A 19,576-nucleotide genomic window follows, 5' to 3' on the forward strand; every position below is an offset into this window, starting at 1 on the left:
GGAATGATTATGAATATAGTGGAACTTAAAAATGTAAAGAAAATCTACGGAAATTCAACTGTGGTAAATATTGAAAACTTAAGAATTAAAGAGGGTGAAATCTATGGACTAATTGGTCCAAACGGAGCGGGAAAGTCCACAATAATGAAGATGATATGCTCTATTTCAAAGGTCAGTGAGGGAGAAATTTATATATTAAATCAAAAGTTCCAATCAAAAAGTAGAATTGAGATTTTAAAGAATATGGGCTCTTTAATAGAGGGACCTTCCTATTATGAAAATTTAACGGGAAGGGAAAATATGCAAATAGTAAGGGATTTAAAAAATCTAAATGATGAAAAGATTGATGAGGCAATCACTATTGTAGGCCTTAAAAATCAAATGAGCAAAAAAGTTAAAAACTATTCTCTTGGAATGAAACAGAGATTGGGAATTGCAATGGCAATAGCAGGTCTTCCTAAACTTTTAATTTTAGATGAACCTACAAACGGACTTGATCCTCAGGGTATGGATGAAATAAGGGAACTGATAAAAAGCCTGCCATTAAAATATGGAATAAGTGTAATGATTTCCTCCCATATCTTAGATGAAGTTGAAAAAATGGTTGATAATATCGGAATAATAAATAAAGGAGAACTTTTATATAACGGCTCCGTTGAAAGTTTTAAAGTTCAACATGGAGCTCAACTTGCCCTTAGAACTTCCAATAATAAAGAGGCTCTTTTTATTCTAAGTGAGTATAATGGAATAATTGAAGAGAACATTTTAAAAATCCCCATTGTGGAAGATGTGGAAGTGGGAGAAGTGGTTAACAGGTTGGTAAGGGAGAAAATAGAAGTCTATAGAGTTTATGAATCGGTAAAATCCTTAGAGAAGCTCTTTATTGAACTTACTGGAAAGGGAAGTTTGTAGGTGAAGTTATGGACATTAATATTTATAAAATTGAAAAGAAGAAATACAAGGGTTCAAATTTGGCGCTGATGCTTTTGTTTTTTATTGTCCTTAACCTTGGATTAATAGGTACTTTAATATTTAGCCGTGAGTTTCAAAGCACTATGAACTTCACAGGATATTCATGGCTTAATATTATGGACAGTTATTTTATGTACAAGGTGATATTAAATCCCATACTACTAAGCGTACTTGTAAGTAAGTCTGTGGATATGGAAAATCAGGGTAATATGTGGAAATATTTAAAAAGCTGTGGAGTGGATTTTAAGAAAATATACAAGGTGAAATTTCAATACATTTTTAGGCTATATTTTATTTATCAGTGCCTTGAATGGTTGATGATAATAATTTTATCAAAAAGTATCGGTTTAAGAGAAACTATGCCTATTTACAGAATGAGTATTTACTTTGTAAAGCAGCTGTCTATATCGTATTTATTAATGGCGATTCACTACTTGGCAGCTATAAAGTGGGAAAATCAATTAGTTACAATATCAATATCTTTAATAGGTACGGTGGTGGGAGTTATATCAATGTTTCTGCCAATTGTTTTTTCCAACTTAGTTCCCTATAGCTGGTATGTAACTATGATTTCACTTCAATATAATTATGTGGCAAGAAATGAATACTATATATCCATTAGAGATGTAAATTATTTCCCTCTGCTTATAGCTGTGGTTTTAGGTACAGTATTTTATAAATTGGGAGAGAAATACTTTAAGGAGGCGGAAGGATGAGAGTACTAAGTGCAGAATTTAAAAAGTTAAAGGGCTCCAAAATAGTGATTCCAATGTTATTACTTCCCTTGTTTTCAGTAATATTTGGCAGTATTAATTACTATGGGAATTTAGAGGTTCTTCAAAGTGAATGGGTCAGCCTTTGGACTCAGACCTACTTATTTTACGGATTTATATTTTTCCCTGTACTAAGTGCAGTTTACTGCGCTTACTCATGGAATGGAGAACACAGACACAATAATTTCAAGTTGCTTTTAACAGCTCCTGTAAGTCATTCAAAATTATTGTTGTCAAAAATAAGCGTGGTGTTTTTCTTAAATCTATTTACTCAGCTTTACTTTATAGCTTTATTTTTAATTGCAGGCAGTACCTTTAATTTTAAAAGTGAATTTCCGGCGGACTTTATATACTGGTTAATTGTAGCCACCATATTTTCTCTGGTTAATATTTCAGTTCAAAACTTTTTATCTTTAAAAATAAAATCCTTTGCAATTCCTGTGGGACTTTCATTATTAATTGCGATGGTATCGCTATTGGGGTCGATGGCAAGTTATTCATCTGAAAGTTTAAAATTTTTAGAATATTGTTTTCCAAGTGCAAGTTTAACAGTTGCAATGAATCATTATCCGAAAATCCTTTATACTTTTAAGGAATTTATAGTAATGGGAATTCTTAGCCTAATTGTATTTATAATTTTCTATGGCCTTCAAAAAAGAGAGCTTATGAGAAAATTAAATTAAAAAATTGCCTTATTTGGGTAGTAATATATAGAGGTGAGGTTATGAACGAAACTATAAAAACTCAATTAAATCACAGAACAGTTAGAAAATTTAAAAATGAAGGGGTAGATGAGAAAACTTTAAAAACTTTATTTGATGTATTTAATCAAAGCGCCAGTTCTACAGGTATGCAACAAAGTAGCATAATAAGGGTGACGGATAAAGACTTAAGACATGAAATAATGAAAGTTTCCACACAAACTTATTTGGAAGAGTGTCCTGAATTTTTTGTATTTATAGTAGACGTCTATAGGAATTATAAAATTGCTTTGGAAAAAGGATTTAAGGAAGATAGCTATAGAGATATGGATAGATTTTTCCAAGGCTTTACCGATGGAGTAATAGGCGCTCAAAATATGATGGTGGCTCTTGAAAGTTTGGGGTTGGGTGGAGTGTATTTCGGCTCCATATTAAACGACTATGATAGAATTTGCGAACTGTTAAAATTGCCGGAACTTACCTTTCCAATAGTGGGTGTGGGATTTGGATATCCGGCACAGGAACCTCAATTAAAACCTAAAATGTCAATGGATTTAAAACTATTTGAGAATGAATACAAGATATTTGACAGTTACTTGGAAGTAATAAAAGAGTATGATGATGAAATGATTAACTACTATGATACAAGAGATGAGGGAAGAAGATCCGATTGTTTCTCTGACCAGGTGGTAAAGAGATTTGAACAGGTTGTAGAAAAACGAAGAGACGTTGTAAATTCAATTAGAAAACAGGGTTTTAATATTTAATAGACAAAGTAAAAATTGGGAATTTATACTTCTCTAATAATAAAAGTGCACTGAGTTAAATTACAACTTTAACTTAGCGCACTTTTTAAATTCTATAAATTTATTTTAGAGCTTTCAATTTTATTGTTTTTTTCAGCTTCTTTTATAATTTCAAGAGCTTGATTTTTACTTTTAGGAGCTTTAATGGCAACTCTAAATTGTCCGTTTTCATTTTTGCCTTTAAATGTAAGCTCATCGCTTTTCTTATCTAAAAAAACAGTTTTAATATCACTGTACTTAAAGGGCAGATAACCTATTACAATTCCTTCTTCATAGCTTCCTATGACTATTCGCCACATATCCCTTCCGTATCTAAAGGAGTTGTTATTATCCACTGAGTATACATTTGTATTTTCATTTTCCGATTTTGAAGGAAAGGCACCGCACATTAAATTTATAATAAATGTCATTAATATAATACTTAAAGTAAATAAACTGGCAAACTTATTTAAAAAATAATTATCTCTAATATAAAGAGTCTGTATAAAGTAGCAGTTAATAAAAACTAAAAATAAAATATACACTGCAATATTTACTATAAAGGTGGATTTGTTTATATTTAAACCCTTTAGCTTAAACATTTGTCTATAGTTGCTCCAAATTTCCATAATAGTGGAAATAAAGAGATAGTTACTTAAAATCCATAAAAAAGTATACATATATGTATTTTCCAATACTGCCGATTCACCTAGAACAAATTGAAACCACAGTGGAATCAATGCTGAAATAAGTACTGTAAATGCAAATTTAATGTTATTTTTACCCATACTAATACCTCCTATGAGATTATAGCACATATTTTATATTTGAAATAGTTTAGAAATTTTTTTGGAGGGTATTATAATAATAGAACTTGTGAATGTGAGATTAATTGTAGACAAAGACAAAAAGAATTAAAGGTGATTCCAATGAAAATGGTATTTAGGCTGTAACTTCTGTTATAAAGGAAAGGTGATACCGTTGAAAATTGAAATGAGCTGTAACACTGTAGAGTAAAGTTAAGGTGATTCCGATGAAAATACAGAATTTTGGCCTCTTAGATAAAGAGGCACAGGTTAAGAAATCATAGGAAAATTAGATTGTGAAGAGTAGTTAAATGCTAAAGGTTAAAACGCTTATGTTTTATAGTTTGAATATGATTTAATTACAATTAAATATAAATTAATCATAGACTAACTTTTAAAGTTAGTCTTTTTGATTGCAAAACATTAGAGTTTAAAGCTTGATTTATATTAAAGGCATAAATTAGATTTAAAAATAAAAGCACTGTAAGATTGCAATGTTTTTATGTAATATAAACTTAATATTAAAAATTAAAATAATTATTGACAGCACTATGACAATATTTTAAACTGTATATATAGCGTATGTACACTTTAAAATGGGATGAAAAGCCTAATTAAAGATGATATAATGTTAAAGTAATCGTTAAATTAAGGAGGTTATTATGAAAAAAAGATTATTAGCCGTGATTATGGCTGCTGCTATGATGTTTTCATTAGTGGGATGTACTCCTAATATGAAAGCTTATATGGCAGAAACAGAAAAAGTGGCTGAGTGGAAAGGCTCAGAGTTCACTGGTAAGATGAGTATGGAAATGGAAGTTGCAATTGACGAAGAAGGAAATACTGAGAAAATTGCTATTCCTATGGAAATGAAGGGTAAAGCTGAAGGACAAGATAAAGTTGAAATGGACATGGTAATGGACATGAAGGCTATTAAGGCAATGGTTCCTGCAGAGGAAGCAGAAGCTGCTAATACTATTCCTGATACTATAAACTTTAAAATGTTTGCTGATGCAGATGGAAAAGCTTACTTAAAGAAAGATACTTTTGTTAACTTACTAGGTGAAGCTGCTCCGGAAGAATTAAAAAATATTAAAGAAGAGTATATAGCTCTTGATGCTATGTCAACAATGAACTTTAATATAGCTGGAGAAGAAAACGAAGCAATTGCAAATTTATTCTCTAAAGAAACTATGGATTACTTAAACAGCGAAGAAGCTGATGCTGAAGCTGAAAAAATTATGGAAGCTATGTTTAAAGACTTTAAGCCAACTGTTGATATGAAAGTTGATGGAAGAACTTACAGTTATGAAATCAACTCTGATCAAATGGTTACAGAATTTAAGGGTGTAATGGCTGCTTTAAAAGCAAACTGGGCTAATACATCAACTCTAATGGCTCCTATGTTAGAAAAAATGGGAATGGAAATTGATAAAGCTGAATTAGATAATGCCTTTGCTGAATTTGATCAAGCTGAATTTGATGCAAGTCTTGATGAAGTAAAAGAAGCTATTAAAGGTTCAAAATTCGGTTTCACTTCTACTTTTGAAGATGATAAAGTAGTTGAAAAAGTAGATATGGTATTGAATTTCGCAGACATGTTTAAAATTACTATGAACGTGGAATCAACTACTGATAAAGATGAAACTATAAAGATTACTATGCCTACATCTGTTAAGACTGTTACTATGGAAGAGTGGATGAATATGTTCATGACTGTAGATACAGAAGTTACTCCAGGTGAAACTGTAGTATTAATCAGATACAATGGTGAATTTATGGAATTTGAAGATCAACAACCGGTTGTAAAAGAAAACAGAACTTTAGTACCATTTAGAGGTCTTTTAGAAAAAATGGGCGCTGAAGTAGAGTGGGATGCTGTAAACAGAACTGTTAGAGCTAACAAAGACGGTGTTGGAATGGTATTTGAAGTTGGTAACAAAACTGCTCTAGTTGGAGAAAACAGAGTGGACATGGATGTACCTGCTCAAATTATCAACAACAGAACTATGATTCCTATTAGATTTGTATCTGAAAACTTAGGATTTAAAGTTGAATTTGACAATTCTGTTCCGGGAGTTTATTTAATAGATATTTATAATATCACTGAAGCAGAACTTGAAGCAAAAATAAACGAAGAAGTTGAAGTAGAGGCAGAAGTTGAAGCTGAAACAAAAGTAGAAACTGAAGCTCAGACAGAGACAGAAGTAAAAGTTGAAACAGAAGATAAGACTGATGCAGAAGTAAAAACTACTACAGAAACTGAAAAAGCTGCTTAAATTAAAAGCTATAGTGAAACTGAAAAAGTTTTACTATAGCCTTTTTTTAGTTTTTATTAAAAAAGTTTATAATTTCTTCAATATATTCCTCAAAAATGTCTGTCATAAGGGAATGTCCCGCATTTTTAAAAATTTTTAAAGAGGTGTTATCGCCCAATTCTTTAGCTGATTTTTCAATTATATAGGGTTTGACTATTAAGTCCTTAAGACCGTGGAGCATTAAAATGGGTGTTTTGATTTCCTTGATTTTACCATTACTTACAATGTCAAAATTTTTTATAGCCTGTCCTATTTCTTTTAAATTTCTCTGTTTTAATGCAGCCTCTATATTTCGATTGAATTCTTCTTCATCTACTTCCTTTACATTGTATACGAACTGTCTATAGAGCTTTTCAAGGGAATTTTTTCTCCCTTCAAAAGTGTCAAAGCTAAAAAGTTTAGTATAGAGCCCGTTCATATTGTCCAAGGCAAAGACCATATTTTCATGTAATACGTTGTTTAGTCCCTTAAAATAGGATCTATTTAAATTCCACAAATTATATTCCGTATAGTTTATGGGATTTATTCCTCTTATACCTATGGAACTTAGTAGAATAACAGCTTTTATTTTAGATTTTACTTTTGGATTTGCCATTAATTCAAGAGCAACTCCTCCTCCTGCCGACCATCCTACAATATTGAGATCTTTTAGCTCCATTTCATTTATAAAAGCTTCCACATCTAAGGAAAGCTCATAAAAGGAATTTATTTTATTGTTGTAGCTTGAATCTCCAAAGCCCCTTAAATCTAAAGCATAGACTTCAAAGTACTTAGATAGTTCTTCAATTGTTTTATAGTAAAATACGGAGCTGGACATATTTCCGTGAATTAATAAAATTTTATTTCCAGAGCCTTCTTTTAAATAGGCGATTTCCTCTCCCGTTGAAACTTTTATTTTTTTAACTTTAAATACTTTCATCTTACATTCCTTCTTTAATTAAGAACCTAATTTTTATTTATAATGTTTTTAAATTTATCGCTGGTTATTCTATAAATAGTCCAGTCCTCCATAGGTATTGCGCCCATTGATTTATAGAATTCAATACTAGGACTATTCCAATCTAAACAAGTAAGCTCCAATCTTCCGCAATTTCTTTCCATTGCAATTTTTGCTAGATGTTTAAAAATTTCTTTACCATATCCGTTTCCTCTATATTCAGGTTTTATATAAATATCTTCCAGATAAAGTCCGGCTTTTCCAACAAAGGTTGAAAAATTGTGGAAAAATAGTACAAAGCCAATTTCCTTTTTATTTAGAACAGGGAAAAATATTTCAGCTCTTTTCTTTTCAAATAGCCATTCTTTTAATAATTCCTCTGTTGCCACAACGTCATCAAGAAGTTTTTCATATTCAGCCAGTTCTTTAATAAAATTTAAAATTAATGGAACATCCTCCACTGTTGCATCTCTAAAATCTAATTTAGAATTGTTCATTTTAAAGCACCTCTCACATAAAAAAATTATTTGTTCCATTTTAACACGTATAAAAAATAAAGTCATATTAATCGAATTTCCATTATGATAAAAATACTCCACAAAAAAATGTGTTCTAAAAGTTGTGGATAATGTTAATAACTTTGGGGATAAAGTAAAATAGCAGACTTTGTTAATTATTTATTGGGGATAAGGCAAAAAGCTATACAAAGGCTATTTCAAGCCGTTATCAATTAGACTATCAACAATTTATGCTATATCTTTGTAAATACAGGCTGTTGAGAATGTGGATAAGTTTGTTGATAATCCTTAATATCAATAAAAGAGAAAATTGATAATCAATCTTCTCTTTCCAGCCATTGTTCATAAAGTTTTTCAAGTTCAAGGGATGTCTGTTCTCTTTTTAAAGATAGTTTATTTACTTTATCTAGATCTTCATAGATATTGGGATCAGATAATTGATTATCTATTTTGGATATTTCTCCCTCTAAATTTCCAATTGCATCTTCCAATTTTTGATTTTCAAGTTTAAGTTCTCTGGTCTGTCTTCTCTCTTCTCTTTCTTTTTTCTTAATGTTGTCTAATTGAGTTTTAGATATATAGGAGTCTTCCAAGTCAGGTGTTACTGAGGTTTTTTCCAAGTAGTAATCATAGTTTCCCAAATATTCATTAAGGGAGGTTTTGCTCATTTCCAAAATTTTGTTACAGGTATTGTTTAAAAAGTATCTGTCGTGGGAGATTGACAGTACAGTTCCGTCATATAATTTTAGAGCTTCTTCTAAAATTTCTTTTGAATCAATGTCCAAGTGGTTTGTAGGCTCATCTAAAAGGAGCAGGTTTGCTCCCTTTAACATAATTTTTAAAAGAGAAACTCTTCCCTTTTCACCTCCGGACAGATCTTCTATAAGTTTAAAAATATCATCGCCAATAAAGAGAAATTTAGCAAGATAACTTCTAATTTCATAGTGTGTTAATTTAGGAAATTCATCCCAAATTTCATCTATTACAGTTTTGGAAGAAGTTAGGGATTCCATTTCTTGGTCAAAGTAGGCAATATTTACATTTGAACCGAAAGTGACAGTTCCTGATGATGGTGTCAGTTCATTTGTAAGTATTTTAAATAAAGTGCTTTTTCCCACGCCGTTGGGCCCAATTAATCCCACTTTATCCAGTTTATAAATATTAAAGGAGATATTTTCAAAAATCACATCAGTATTAAAAGATTTGCTTAAGTCCGAGACCTTTAAGACTTCAAGGCCTGATTCAAAATTGGGAGTAAAACGAATTTGCGCTGTTTTTATGTCCTTTGGTGGTGGCATTCTCTTCATTTTATCCAATAATTTCTGACGGGATTTCCCCTGTCTTATAAATCTTTCGCGTCCAAGTCCAAGATATCTTTCAATAATCTGTTCCTGTCTTTTAATTTCCTTTTGTTGGTCTTCGTATTGTTTTTTTAAAATTTCCAGTTGTTTTTTTCGCTGCTTGGAATATTCACTATAATCACCTTTAAAAACAGTAAGTTGATGGTGTTCTAAAAGAGCGATTTTATTTACCACATTATTTAAAAAATACCTATCATGGGAAATTATAATAATAGCACCTTTAAAATCCTTTAAATACTTTTCAAGCCAAGTTATAGCTTCAATATCCAGGTGGTTTGTCGGTTCGTCTAAAAGGAGTAAGTCAGGATCGGTTAGGAGTAATTTGGCCAGAGCAAGTCTTGATTTTTGACCTCCGGAGAGCTCAAAGACCTTTTTCTCAAAATCAGTACTGCTAAATCCAAGCCCGATTAAAGTTCCCTTAATTCTTGAGGGATACTGGTATCCATTTAATTCGTGAAATTTTTCCTGAATCCTTCCATATCTGTTCATAGCATTATTAAATTGAGGGTTGTCAGGATTGGAAATTTCAATTTCCAAAGTTCTTATTTCCTCTTCCATTTTAATAAGGTCTGAAAAAATCTCCTCACATTCCTCATATACTGTCTTTTCGCTATTACTATGAAGTTGTTGTTTTAAATAGCCTATTCTTAAATCCTTGGGTTTGAAAATAGTTCCGGAATCTTTTGAAATTTCTTCTGTAATAATGTTAAATAAAGTGGTTTTCCCACTTCCGTTAACTCCTATTAAACCTATTTTATCTCCATTTTCAACTATTAGGCTCACATCTTCCAATATGGTATCTGTGATATAAGTTTTGTTAATATTTGATATGCTTAGTAACATAATCCACCTCGAAAACTCATTGTATCAAATTTTACAAATGATTAAAAGACTGATATAATATCTACAGAAAAATGGGGGTGTGGAATGTCAAGCAAAGTTAATAAAGTATCTGAAGCGGTTATTAAAAGGCTACCAATATACCACAGATCTTTAACTGATGTCATTGAGAATGGAGTGGAGAGGATATCTTCTTCTGAGCTCAGTGAATTAACTGGTTTTACTGCTTCGCAAATAAGGCAGGATTTAAATAACTTTGGAGGATTTGGACAACAGGGATATGGCTATAAGGCTGTGGATTTAAGGGCTCAAATAGATAAGATTCTGGGAATGGACCATACATACAACACAATTATAATCGGAGCCGGAAGATTGGGGTCTGCCATTGCAAATTATAGCGAATTTAGAGAGAATGGATTTAATATCCAAGCTCTGTTCGATGTGGATCCTGAAAAAATAGGAAAGGAAATAGATAGTTTTCCCGTTATTTCAGGAGATAGATTAGAGGAGTACATTGAAACTTTTAATATTGACGTTGCTATAGTAACAGTTCCAAGGGAATATGCAACGGATGTGATAGATAGACTTATAAAATGTAATATTAAGGGAATTTGGAATTTTGCCCCTATAGTAATAAGTGCTCCGGAAAATGTAGTGATTGAAAATATAAGATTAAATGATTCATTATTGAGTTTGTCTTATCATTTAAAGGAAAAGTTTTTTAAAGAAGTAGAGTAAGGTACAGAGGTCTGTACCTTTTTTAATAATTGTTTTAGAGGTAATTATGAAAGTAATAGCTAAAGAAAATAAAATTGTATTGGAAGATTTGGATTATTTTAATCCCGAACATATTTTTAAGTGTGGTCAGGCCTTTAGATGGAAAGAGGAAGAGGACGGTTCCTATACTAATGTTGCCTATAACAAAATAATAAATGTAAAGGGAACGGGAGATGTAACTATTAATAGCTCTCTTGATGATTTTGAAAATATATGGAGAGATTATTTTGATTTAAACAGAGATTATAAATCTATAAGAAAGGAACTTTCCTTTGATGAAACCTTGAGAAAGGCCTTGGACTATGGAAAAGGTATTAGAATTTTAAATCAGGAGCCCTTTGAAACTATTATTACCTTTATAATTTCAGCTAATAATCAAATTCCAAGAATTAAGAAGTCAATTGAATTGATTTCTAAAATGTACGGCTCAAGCTTGGGAAGTTATATGGGCGAAGAATATTATAGTTTCCCCGGAAGCGAAGAGCTGTCCAAGGCAAAGGCGGAAGACCTTAGAGAATTTGCGCGTGTGGGTTTTAGAGATAAAAGGATAGTGGAAACGTCAAAATTAATAAGTGAAGGTTTTATAGATATTGACTCCCTCTATGAGATTCCCATAGAAGATGCCAGAAAGGAACTTATGAAATTACCCGGAGTAGGACCAAAGGTGGCAGACTGTGTGTTGTTATTTGCCTTTAAACGTTCAGAGTCCTTTCCCGTAGATGTTTGGATTAAAAGGGTAATGGAGGAACTTTATCTAAAAGAGGAGACTAAAAAGGATTTAATAGGTAGCGAAGGTAGAAGAATATTCGGAAAAAATGCAGGATTTGCACAACAATATTTATTTTACTATGGTCGTGAAAATAAGTTAGGGAGGTAGTGTATGAGAGCTGTTTTAGTTAATGCAATTGGCATAATTATAGGTTCTGCAATGGGATTGCTCTTTGGAAACACACTGAATAAAAAGTATCAGGATATTATAATGACTGTAATAGGTCTTTGTATCCTTTACATAGGTATGGACTCCGCCTTTCAGACAGATAATATGTTGATATTGATAATTTCCTCAATTATTGGAACTATTGTGGGAACTTGGTTAAATATAGATGCAAAATTAAATAATTTGGGAAATATTTTGAAAAAGCCCTTTAAAAAATTGAACAATGAAAACTTTGTAGACGGTTTTATAACTTCCACTTTAATATTTGCAGTAGGGGCGATGACTATTATAGGCTCAATTGAAGCGGGACTTTTAAAAAAATATGACGTACTATATACTAAGTCCATTATTGACTTTATAACGTCCATAGTACTGGCTTCAAGTTTGGGAGTTGGGGTGTTTTTTTCAGCGCTGAGCGTTTCAGTAATAGAGGGTTCGGTGGTATTAGTGGCAATGATTTCCAAAGATCTATTTTCAGATGTTTTAATATCAAATATTTCAGGAGTGGGAGGAATTTTAATAATTGCCTTGGGGTTGAAGATTTTAAATATTAAAGATATACCGGTGGCAAATATGTTGCCGGCAGTAATTATACCTATATTTTTTGAAGTTGCCGCCAATTTAATTTTATAATTGGCGGTTTTTTAAATTAAAGGTAAAAAAAGGTAAAAAATATTAAAATGCTATTGCAATATTTATTTTTTTGTATTACTATAATACTATACTTAGCACTTAAGAATGAAGAGTGCTAAAATATTTTGATATTGAGTAAATTTAATATAGGAGGTTCAAAATGAATTTAAAACCATTAGAAGACAAGCTTGTAATTAAGAAAGTTGAAAAGGAAGAAACTACAAAATCCGGAATAGTACTTCCAAGTTCAGCTAAGGAAGAATCAAATATTGCGGAAATAATAGCAATAGGTAAGGGCATCTTAGATGATGAAAAGAGAAAAGATGAAGTCCAAGTTGGAGATAAAATCGTATTCTCTAAATATTCTGGTTCAGAACTTGAAATAGAAGATGAAAAATTTACTATAATTAAATATTCAGACATACTGGCTGTTATTAAGTAATAAGGAGAGATGAAAAAATGGCAAAGGAAATTAAATTTTCAGATGATGCAAGAAAAGGACTAATAGATGGTATTAATACTTTGGCAAATACTGTTAAAGTAACACTTGGACCTAAGGGAAGAAATGTAATTTTAGATAAGGAATACGGCTCACCGCTAATTACAAATGACGGTGTTACAATTGCAAGAGAAATTGAATGTGAAGATAAATTTGAAAATATGGGAGCTCAACTTTTAAAGGAAGTTGCAACTAAGACTAATGACGTGGCGGGAGATGGAACTACTACAGCTACTCTTTTAGCTCAGTCAATAATTTTAGAAGGTATGAAGAACTTAGCTGCAGGGGCTAATCCTATGATATTACAAAAGGGAATTAAAAAAGCCGTAGATGAAACTGTTGAAGAGATTAAAAACTTTTCAAAACCTGTAGAAACTAAGGAATCCATTGCACAAGTTGCTGCTATTTCAGCTTCTGATGATGAAATAGGAAAGTTAATTGCAGAAGCTATGGAAAAAGTTGGAAAAGACGGTGTAATAACTGTTGAAGAATCTAAATCTATGGGAACCAGTCTTGATGTAGTGGAAGGTATGCAATTTGACAGAGGATACTTATCTCCATACATGGTAACTGATAATGAAAAAATGGTTGCAGAATTGGAAAATCCATATATTTTAATTACTGATAAGAAGATTACAAATATTCAAGACCTGCTACCTCTATTGGAACAAGTACTTCAAGCTTCAAGACCTCTTTTAGTAATTGCTGAGGATATTGAAGGCGAAGCTTTGGCAACATTGGTTTTAAATAAGTTAAGAGGAACTATAAATGTAGTTGGAATTAAAGCACCTGGCTATGGAGACAGAAGAAAGGAAATGCTTGAAGATATTGCTATTTTAACAGGCGGTCAAGTAATTTCATCTGATTTAGGACAGGAAATTAAAGATGCAACTGTTGAAATGTTAGGTTCAGCTTCAAAGGTAAGAGTGGAAAAAGAACTTACTGTAATAGTAAACGGTGCAGGAAGTAAAGAAGATTTAGAAGCTAGAGTGGCTCAAATTAAAATGCAAGTGGAAGAAACAGATTCCGAATTTGATAGAGAAAAATTACAGGAGAGACTTGCTAAATTAGTAGGCGGTGTAGCTGTAATTCAAGTAGGAGCGGCTACAGAAGTTGAATTGAAAGAGAGAAAACTTAGAATTGAAGATGCTCTTTCAGCTACTAGAGCAGCAGTAGAAGAAGGAATAGTTCCGGGAGGAGGAACTGTTTTAGTAGATTGTATAAAGGCTATTGAAAAACTTTCCGAAAAATTTGAAGGCGATGAAAAGACAGGAGTTAACATAATATTAAAGGCATTGGAAGCTCCGTTACGTCAAATTGCTGAAAATGCGGGAATGGAAGGTTCCGTAATAGTTGAACAAGTTAAGGGCTTAAAGGCGGGAGAAGGCTTTGATGCACTTAATGGAGATTACAAGGATATGATTGATGCAGGAATTGTGGACCCTACAAAGGTTACAAGATCAGCACTTCAAAATGCATCAAGTGTTGCGGCAATGGTTCTTACTACAGAAGCGGCAGTTGCTGTAATACCTGAAGAAACACCTCAAATGCCTATGAATCCTGGAATGGGCATGATGTAATAAATAAAAATAAAAGTGTAGGTTTTTTAAAATCTACACTTTTTTTAGTTTACAACTTTAATTTTTAAACAAACATCTTTTAAAATTTTAAAAGGTGTTTATATTTTAAAAGTCTTTTACTTCCAAGTAGTTAAGGGCAATAGTTGAAAGAGCCATCATTCCATAGTAAAGGACTTTTTCATCAGGATTGAATTTTGCATTATGAAGACCGTACTGAGTACTTGGATCGTCGTTGGAGCAACCCACTACTAAAAATGTAGAAGGAACAAGTTCCGAATAGCGTGAAAAATCTTCGCCGGCAAGTTTAAAAGTTTCGCTTTGAACCAGACCTTTATCAAAAATATCACTAACCCAATTGGCCGCAAGTAAGGTATGTTTTTCATCGTTTAAAACAGGTATGGAAATTCCCCAATAATCTATTTCATATTGGACATTAAAAAGCTTTGCAATAGTTTCGGTCATTTCATAAAGCCTTTTTTTAATCAATTCCTTATCCTCTTTATAATGAGTTCTAATAGTTCCCATTATTTCACATTCGTCGGGAATAATGGCCGGTGCCTCACCTGCATTAAAGGCGCAAATTTGAAGTACATTTGGATTTATGGGAGATATTTCCTTGGTAATTGAATTAAGGGCTTCATAAAGTCTGACTCCTGCAACTATTGGGTCAATGGACTTATAGGGTACGCTTCCATGTCCGCCATTTCCAATAAGTTTAATTTTAAAGAAACGAGGATAAGATGTGATTGGACCGGTTTCTATAGAGGCAGTCCCTATTTTTAAAGAAGGCTCTATATGCATTCCAATGGCATAATCCACCTTTGGATCTTCAAGTACGCCATCATTTATCATGGAAAGGGCGCCACCGGAACCCTCTTCAGCCGGTTGAAAACAAAGTTTTACATTTCCGTGCATTTCATCTTTAAATTCATTTAGAGCTGTGGCAACTGCTATTAAATTTGCAGTATGTATGTCGTGGCCACAAGCGTGCATTACGTTATGAACTTTTGAGGCAAAACTTAAATTAGTAAGTTCCTCAACAGGAAGGGCATCCATATCTCCCCTTATCATAATAGTAGGTCCCTCATATGCACCTTCAATTAATCCTACTACTCCGTAGCCGCCAACCTTGGATTTATAGTTAATACCTAAATTATCCAGTTTTTTCATAACAAATTCCGAAGTGTTTTTTTCTTTTTTTGAAAGCTCCGGATTTGCATGGAGGTACCTTCTGTTTTTTATAGTTTCTTCCATTATACTTTCAGCAATACTTTTTAATTTTTTATTTTCCACTTTATCACATCCTTTTTAGATATTATAACTAAATGAGAGGATATTTCAACACTTTAATTAATTAAAAAAAACTTTAATGGGTATTTATAATTTATATTTATGTAAAGGAGGAAGAGTATGACAAAAGAAACAAAAAAGAATGTAGACAGTATGGGTGGCTTTTTAGGCTGGATTGAGAGAGTTGGAAATAAAATTCCCCATCCCTTTATACTATTTTTATTTTTATTAATAGTAATAGCAGTGGTATCCTTCCTAGTTAAAGGAGCTACTACAATTAACCCGGCAACAGGAGAAGAGGTAGTTATTAAAAACATCCTATCAGGCGAGGGAATTTCCTATGCGCTAAAGAGCATGGTTACAAATTTCACATCCTTTGCACCATTGGGACTGGTACTTTCAATGACTTTAGGAATAGGTCTGGCTGAGGAAGTGGGACTTATGAGTGCATTTATGAGAAAGACAATTTTAGGTGTAAATGAAAAATTTGTAGTTCCTGTAATAATGATTATAGGTATTTGCGGAAACCTTGCTTCCGATGCGGCAATTATAATAGTTCCAACATTAGCTGCTATAATATTCCTATACATAGGAAAGAATCCTTTGGCGGGTATTGCCTTGGGTTATGCTGCCACAACTGCCGGATTTTCAGCAAATCTTGTAGTAGCGGGTACTGATGCGCTCTTACAGGGAATTACCAATGAGGCATCATCAATAGTAAATGGGCCTCAAATAGAAGTTACAGCAAACTGGTATATTATGATAGCCTCTACTTTTGTATTGGCAGTTGTTGGTACAATAGTAAACAACAAAATAATAGAACCCAGACTTGGAAAGTATGAGGGAGAAGCAATTGTAGAGAAGAATGAAATAACTTCAGAGGAAAATAAGGGCTTAAAAGCAGCGGGTATTTCACTGCTTTTATATGTGGCAATAATAGTAGCAGTTTGTATTCCTGAAAATTCCTTTATGAGAAATCCTGAAACGGGTTCTCTTACTTCAGGTTCAACGTTAATGGCCGGAATTATACCTTTAATTTTATTCCTATTTTTAATAATCTCCATAGCTTATGGGAAAGCTTCAGGAGTTATAAAAGACGCCTTTAGAGAAGTTCCGAAAATAATGGAAACTTCAATAGCAAAAATGAGTGCCTTTATAGTATTGGCCTTTGTAATTGGACAATTTATAGCTTGGTTTAATTGGACCAGCATTGGAGAATTTATAGCTATTGAATTGGCTAACTTCCTTGAAGAGGGAGGTTTTACAGGCGGACCTTTATTTGTATTTTATATTTTAATTGTGGCATTTATAAATTTATTTATTGGTTCAGGTTCAGCAAAATGGGCGCTTTTAGCACCTATATTTGTACCTATGATGACCTTGCTGGGATATCATCCTGCTTGGACGCAGTTTTTATATAGGGTTGGAGATTCGGCAACTAATATAATCTCTCCACTGTTCCCATATTTCCCAATAATCTTAAGTTTTATGAAGGAATATGATGAAGAGGCGGGAGCGGGTACGTTGATTTCCACTATGATTCCCTATTCAATATCAATGTTAATTGTCTGGATAATATTTGCGCTTATTTGGTATTACTTCATACCTATACCAATAGGTGTGGGCGGACAAATTATGCTTTAAAAAAATCCCCTTAAAGGGGATTTTTTAATACCAAATGCCCGGAATAGGTATATCTTCTTTTTCTTCCTGAATTAAATCTTCCATCCAGTATGGAATTCCCTTTTCAGGTTCTTCCTTAACTTGAAGTTGCCATTTTTCATCTGTAAGACGTTCATCGGATAGGAATTCGCGATAGGAGAAAATTCCTCCTCTTCCAAGATAAAGCTTACCGTCAATTGGGTAGACTACGTATATTTCATAGGCAGGTCCCACACCAACAGATAGGAAAGTATTTGGAGGAACATCTGCTTCATTTTGAGGCACCTTCATTAAGTCGGAAACTATGGCCATACTTCTATCGGTTTCATCTAACAGGTCCCAGTAAGTAGACTGGTCATTTACAAAACGTAGTGAAATTCCCTCCATTGCTCCTCCAATATAGTGCAACATTGAATTTTCTTCTTCAGTAAGAGCTTCATTGTTTAACTCTTTTTCAGAAATTGCAATTAAAGGATCAATAATGTAAACTTTAAAGTCGCTTAAATAATTTTTAGTAGTTTCATCTAACATTTCTCTGGCTTCTAAATTTTCAATTGTATATTCTACAAGCCAAGATAATTTTTCATAGATGGCAATGTTGGGTTCAACGTAGGATTTAGGAATTTCTTCTACATAGCCTCCGCCCATTTCAGCCATGGTTTGCTTTCCGTAAAGTACGGTATCATGTTTTAATTCCGCCCAAGAGCCAAGAGCTGAGTTTAGGTCTTTTTTCTCCCAAGCTTCATTTTGCATAAACATTGGATAGCCCTTTCCGAATTCTCTAGCATATTCCTTTAAAGTCCAAAGCCATCCTCTGTAAAGGTTGCTCTTCCAATCTTCATCTTTCATATTCGCTACAATGGCCTGATTTTCCTTTAGTTTCTCCTCATAGGAAGGCCAAATCTTGTTGTAAGGATCCTCCCATTGCATTTTAATGGCGGTATCGTCACCAAAAGTAGCCATAATATCCAGACCTGAATAAATAGGTCGTCTTGATGCTTGAGTTTCCGTAGTAACTTCTATAAGTCTTTGCATAAGAGCACTATCAAGTACTGCTCTTTGAGGCATAAATCTATAGGAGTAACCCTTTGAATCGGCAATTGAAGGTTTCGGGAACATCTCCAGATTTCCATATACTCTTTGAATTTTTTCACTGTCCAGTATGGTATTTAAATCCGGAGTTTTGCCATAGACGCCGTAAAGTAAAACGCCATACTCTTTTATTCCAAGGTCATCGGCAGATTCTACAAGGAAATTAACAGGCTCATAGACGTCACTCCAAAGCTCGTAGTTTTCTTTACTTTTATATACTGTATCTGTCATCAGTAAAGCCATGCCGATTAAATCATCTCTAACACCCTTTTCATCTTCAACAAAGAAACCGGCTTGTCCGTAGTACATAACGGTTTTAAAATATTTTTTCAAGGAGTCGCTTTTAGTATAGTGTCCCCTTGGAGTAAATTGGCTGTAGTCTATTTCCGTATTTAAGATGTCAGAACTTATTCCATTGGCTTTCATAATCTTGTTATATTCTTCAAGGGCCATCTTCTCAGCCTCCGGAGGAATAACAGGTAGGGACTTATCTAAAATTTTCATAGCAGTGGCAAAATAAGCCACGTTTCTCAGGGACAACTCCTTAACTTCTTTGTCGGAAAGGGAATTATATTGGTATAATGAGTCCTCCAGCATTTGAGCCGTTAAACTTTCCAACTTTGGAAGTAAAGTGCTTTCTTCCAGACGCTTTAAAAAATTATCGTAAAACAAATGGTACATATGCATTATTGAATCTGAAGTTATAAAGCTGGGCAGATTTTTATATTCATTGTCCTCATAAATTCTAAAAATTTGTTCCTTAAGTTCATTTTCGCCCAGTTCCGGATTTGTATCTCCTATTGGAGCAATAAAAAATCCGTAGTTTGAAAGCGCCTCTTTTTGGCTAGCGGTAAAATTACCGAAACTTGCAAGATTTTCCACATTTGAAAGATCTTTATTAACCTCATATTCAGGTACTTTAGGTTCAACACTTTTAGGATTATAGGGAATGTCAACAACTTCTGTATATTCCTCTAAAAATGCCAGCTCCTCAGTACTAATAGGCTCTTCATTTTTTTCAATTTCTTTTTTATTACAACTTATTAAAAGCAAAGAAACCAGTATTAAACTTAAGAGCAAGTATACTTTTTTCAT

17 protein-coding genes are annotated in these 19,576 nt (G+C 32.9%); 11 read left to right on the forward strand and 6 right to left on the reverse strand.

What is annotated here, in order from left to right:
- Window positions 1-9 precede the first annotated feature (9 nt).
- From EF514_RS02140 to EF514_RS02155, 4 genes are read left to right on the forward strand one after another with little or no spacing between them, the layout of a single operon-like run.
- Window positions 10-912: an ABC transporter ATP-binding protein gene (locus tag EF514_RS02140; protein WP_127723350.1), complete on the forward strand. Its 903-nt coding sequence runs from the start codon at window positions 10-12 to the stop codon at window positions 910-912.
- A gap of 8 nt (window positions 913-920) precedes the next feature.
- On the forward strand, window positions 921-1,688 hold the full coding sequence (locus tag EF514_RS02145; protein WP_127723352.1) for an ABC transporter permease: 768 nt from the start codon (window positions 921-923) through the stop codon (window positions 1,686-1,688).
- Entirely contained in the window at window positions 1,685-2,428 is a 744-nt protein-coding gene (locus tag EF514_RS02150) for an ABC transporter permease (RefSeq protein WP_127723354.1), read from the forward strand. The genes EF514_RS02145 and EF514_RS02150 overlap by 4 nt, the downstream gene beginning before the upstream one ends.
- Before the next feature lie 41 nt (window positions 2,429-2,469).
- Complete coding sequence (locus EF514_RS02155; RefSeq protein ID WP_127723356.1) at window positions 2,470-3,213, forward strand: NADPH-dependent oxidoreductase; 744 nt, start codon at window positions 2,470-2,472, stop codon at window positions 3,211-3,213.
- 92 nt (window positions 3,214-3,305) lie between these two features.
- Here the strand turns inward: EF514_RS02155 and EF514_RS02160 are convergent, their stop codons facing one another.
- Window positions 3,306-4,019 (reverse strand): hypothetical protein, encoded by a 714-nt coding sequence (locus EF514_RS02160; RefSeq protein ID WP_127723358.1) that lies wholly within the window; start codon window positions 4,017-4,019, stop codon window positions 3,306-3,308.
- Window positions 4,020-4,699: 680 nt separating this feature from the next.
- Here EF514_RS02160 and EF514_RS02165 point away from each other — a divergent pair.
- Window positions 4,700-6,316, forward strand: a complete 1,617-nt coding sequence (locus tag EF514_RS02165) for a copper amine oxidase N-terminal domain-containing protein (protein WP_127723360.1) — start codon at window positions 4,700-4,702, stop codon at window positions 6,314-6,316.
- A 46-nt stretch (window positions 6,317-6,362) separates the two neighbouring features.
- Here EF514_RS02165 and EF514_RS02170 read toward each other — a convergent pair whose 3' ends face one another.
- The 3 genes from EF514_RS02170 to EF514_RS02180 form a co-directional block, all read right to left on the reverse strand.
- Complete coding sequence (locus tag EF514_RS02170; protein WP_127723362.1) at window positions 6,363-7,274, reverse strand: alpha/beta fold hydrolase; 912 nt, start codon at window positions 7,272-7,274, stop codon at window positions 6,363-6,365.
- 26 nt (window positions 7,275-7,300) lie between these two features.
- Window positions 7,301-7,789, reverse strand: coding sequence for a GNAT family N-acetyltransferase (locus tag EF514_RS02175; protein WP_127723364.1), 489 nt, complete (start codon window positions 7,787-7,789; stop codon window positions 7,301-7,303).
- A 338-nt stretch (window positions 7,790-8,127) separates the two neighbouring features.
- Window positions 8,128-10,014: an ABC-F family ATP-binding cassette domain-containing protein gene (locus tag EF514_RS02180; protein WP_240648985.1), complete on the reverse strand. Its 1,887-nt coding sequence runs from the start codon at window positions 10,012-10,014 to the stop codon at window positions 8,128-8,130.
- Window positions 10,015-10,098: 84 nt separating this feature from the next.
- Between EF514_RS02180 and EF514_RS02185 the strand changes: the two genes are divergently transcribed.
- The 5 genes from EF514_RS02185 (at window position 10,099) to groL (ending at window position 14,437) form a co-directional block, all read left to right on the forward strand.
- On the forward strand, window positions 10,099-10,749 hold the full coding sequence (locus EF514_RS02185) for a redox-sensing transcriptional repressor Rex (protein ID WP_127723368.1): 651 nt from the start codon (window positions 10,099-10,101) through the stop codon (window positions 10,747-10,749).
- Between the two features lie 46 nt (window positions 10,750-10,795).
- Entirely contained in the window at window positions 10,796-11,665 is an 870-nt protein-coding gene (locus EF514_RS02190) for a DNA-3-methyladenine glycosylase family protein (protein WP_127723370.1), read from the forward strand.
- A gap of 3 nt (window positions 11,666-11,668) precedes the next feature.
- Window positions 11,669-12,358, forward strand: a complete 690-nt coding sequence (locus EF514_RS02195) for a DUF554 domain-containing protein (RefSeq protein ID WP_127723372.1) — start codon at window positions 11,669-11,671, stop codon at window positions 12,356-12,358.
- 160 nt (window positions 12,359-12,518) lie between these two features.
- Window positions 12,519-12,800 (forward strand): co-chaperone GroES, encoded by a 282-nt coding sequence (locus tag EF514_RS02200; protein WP_127723374.1) that lies wholly within the window; start codon window positions 12,519-12,521, stop codon window positions 12,798-12,800.
- Window positions 12,801-12,817: 17 nt separating this feature from the next.
- Window positions 12,818-14,437 (forward strand): chaperonin GroEL, encoded by a 1,620-nt coding sequence (gene groL, locus EF514_RS02205; protein WP_127723376.1) that lies wholly within the window; start codon window positions 12,818-12,820, stop codon window positions 14,435-14,437.
- A gap of 105 nt (window positions 14,438-14,542) precedes the next feature.
- Here groL and EF514_RS02210 read toward each other — a convergent pair whose 3' ends face one another.
- Window positions 14,543-15,730 (reverse strand): M20 metallopeptidase family protein, encoded by a 1,188-nt coding sequence (locus tag EF514_RS02210; protein ID WP_205666358.1) that lies wholly within the window; start codon window positions 15,728-15,730, stop codon window positions 14,543-14,545.
- A gap of 117 nt (window positions 15,731-15,847) precedes the next feature.
- Here EF514_RS02210 and EF514_RS02215 point away from each other — a divergent pair, with 117 nt between their 5' ends.
- Window positions 15,848-17,371, forward strand: coding sequence for an AbgT family transporter (locus EF514_RS02215; RefSeq protein WP_127723378.1), 1,524 nt, complete (start codon window positions 15,848-15,850; stop codon window positions 17,369-17,371).
- A gap of 24 nt (window positions 17,372-17,395) precedes the next feature.
- Here the strand turns inward: EF514_RS02215 and EF514_RS02220 are convergent, their stop codons facing one another.
- Entirely contained in the window at window positions 17,396-19,576 is a 2,181-nt protein-coding gene (locus EF514_RS02220) for a DUF3160 domain-containing protein (protein WP_127723380.1), read from the reverse strand.

Source organism: Anaerosphaera multitolerans, from assembly GCF_004006535.1.
Classification (GTDB): Bacteria; Bacillota; Clostridia; order Tissierellales; family Peptoniphilaceae; genus Anaerosphaera; species Anaerosphaera multitolerans.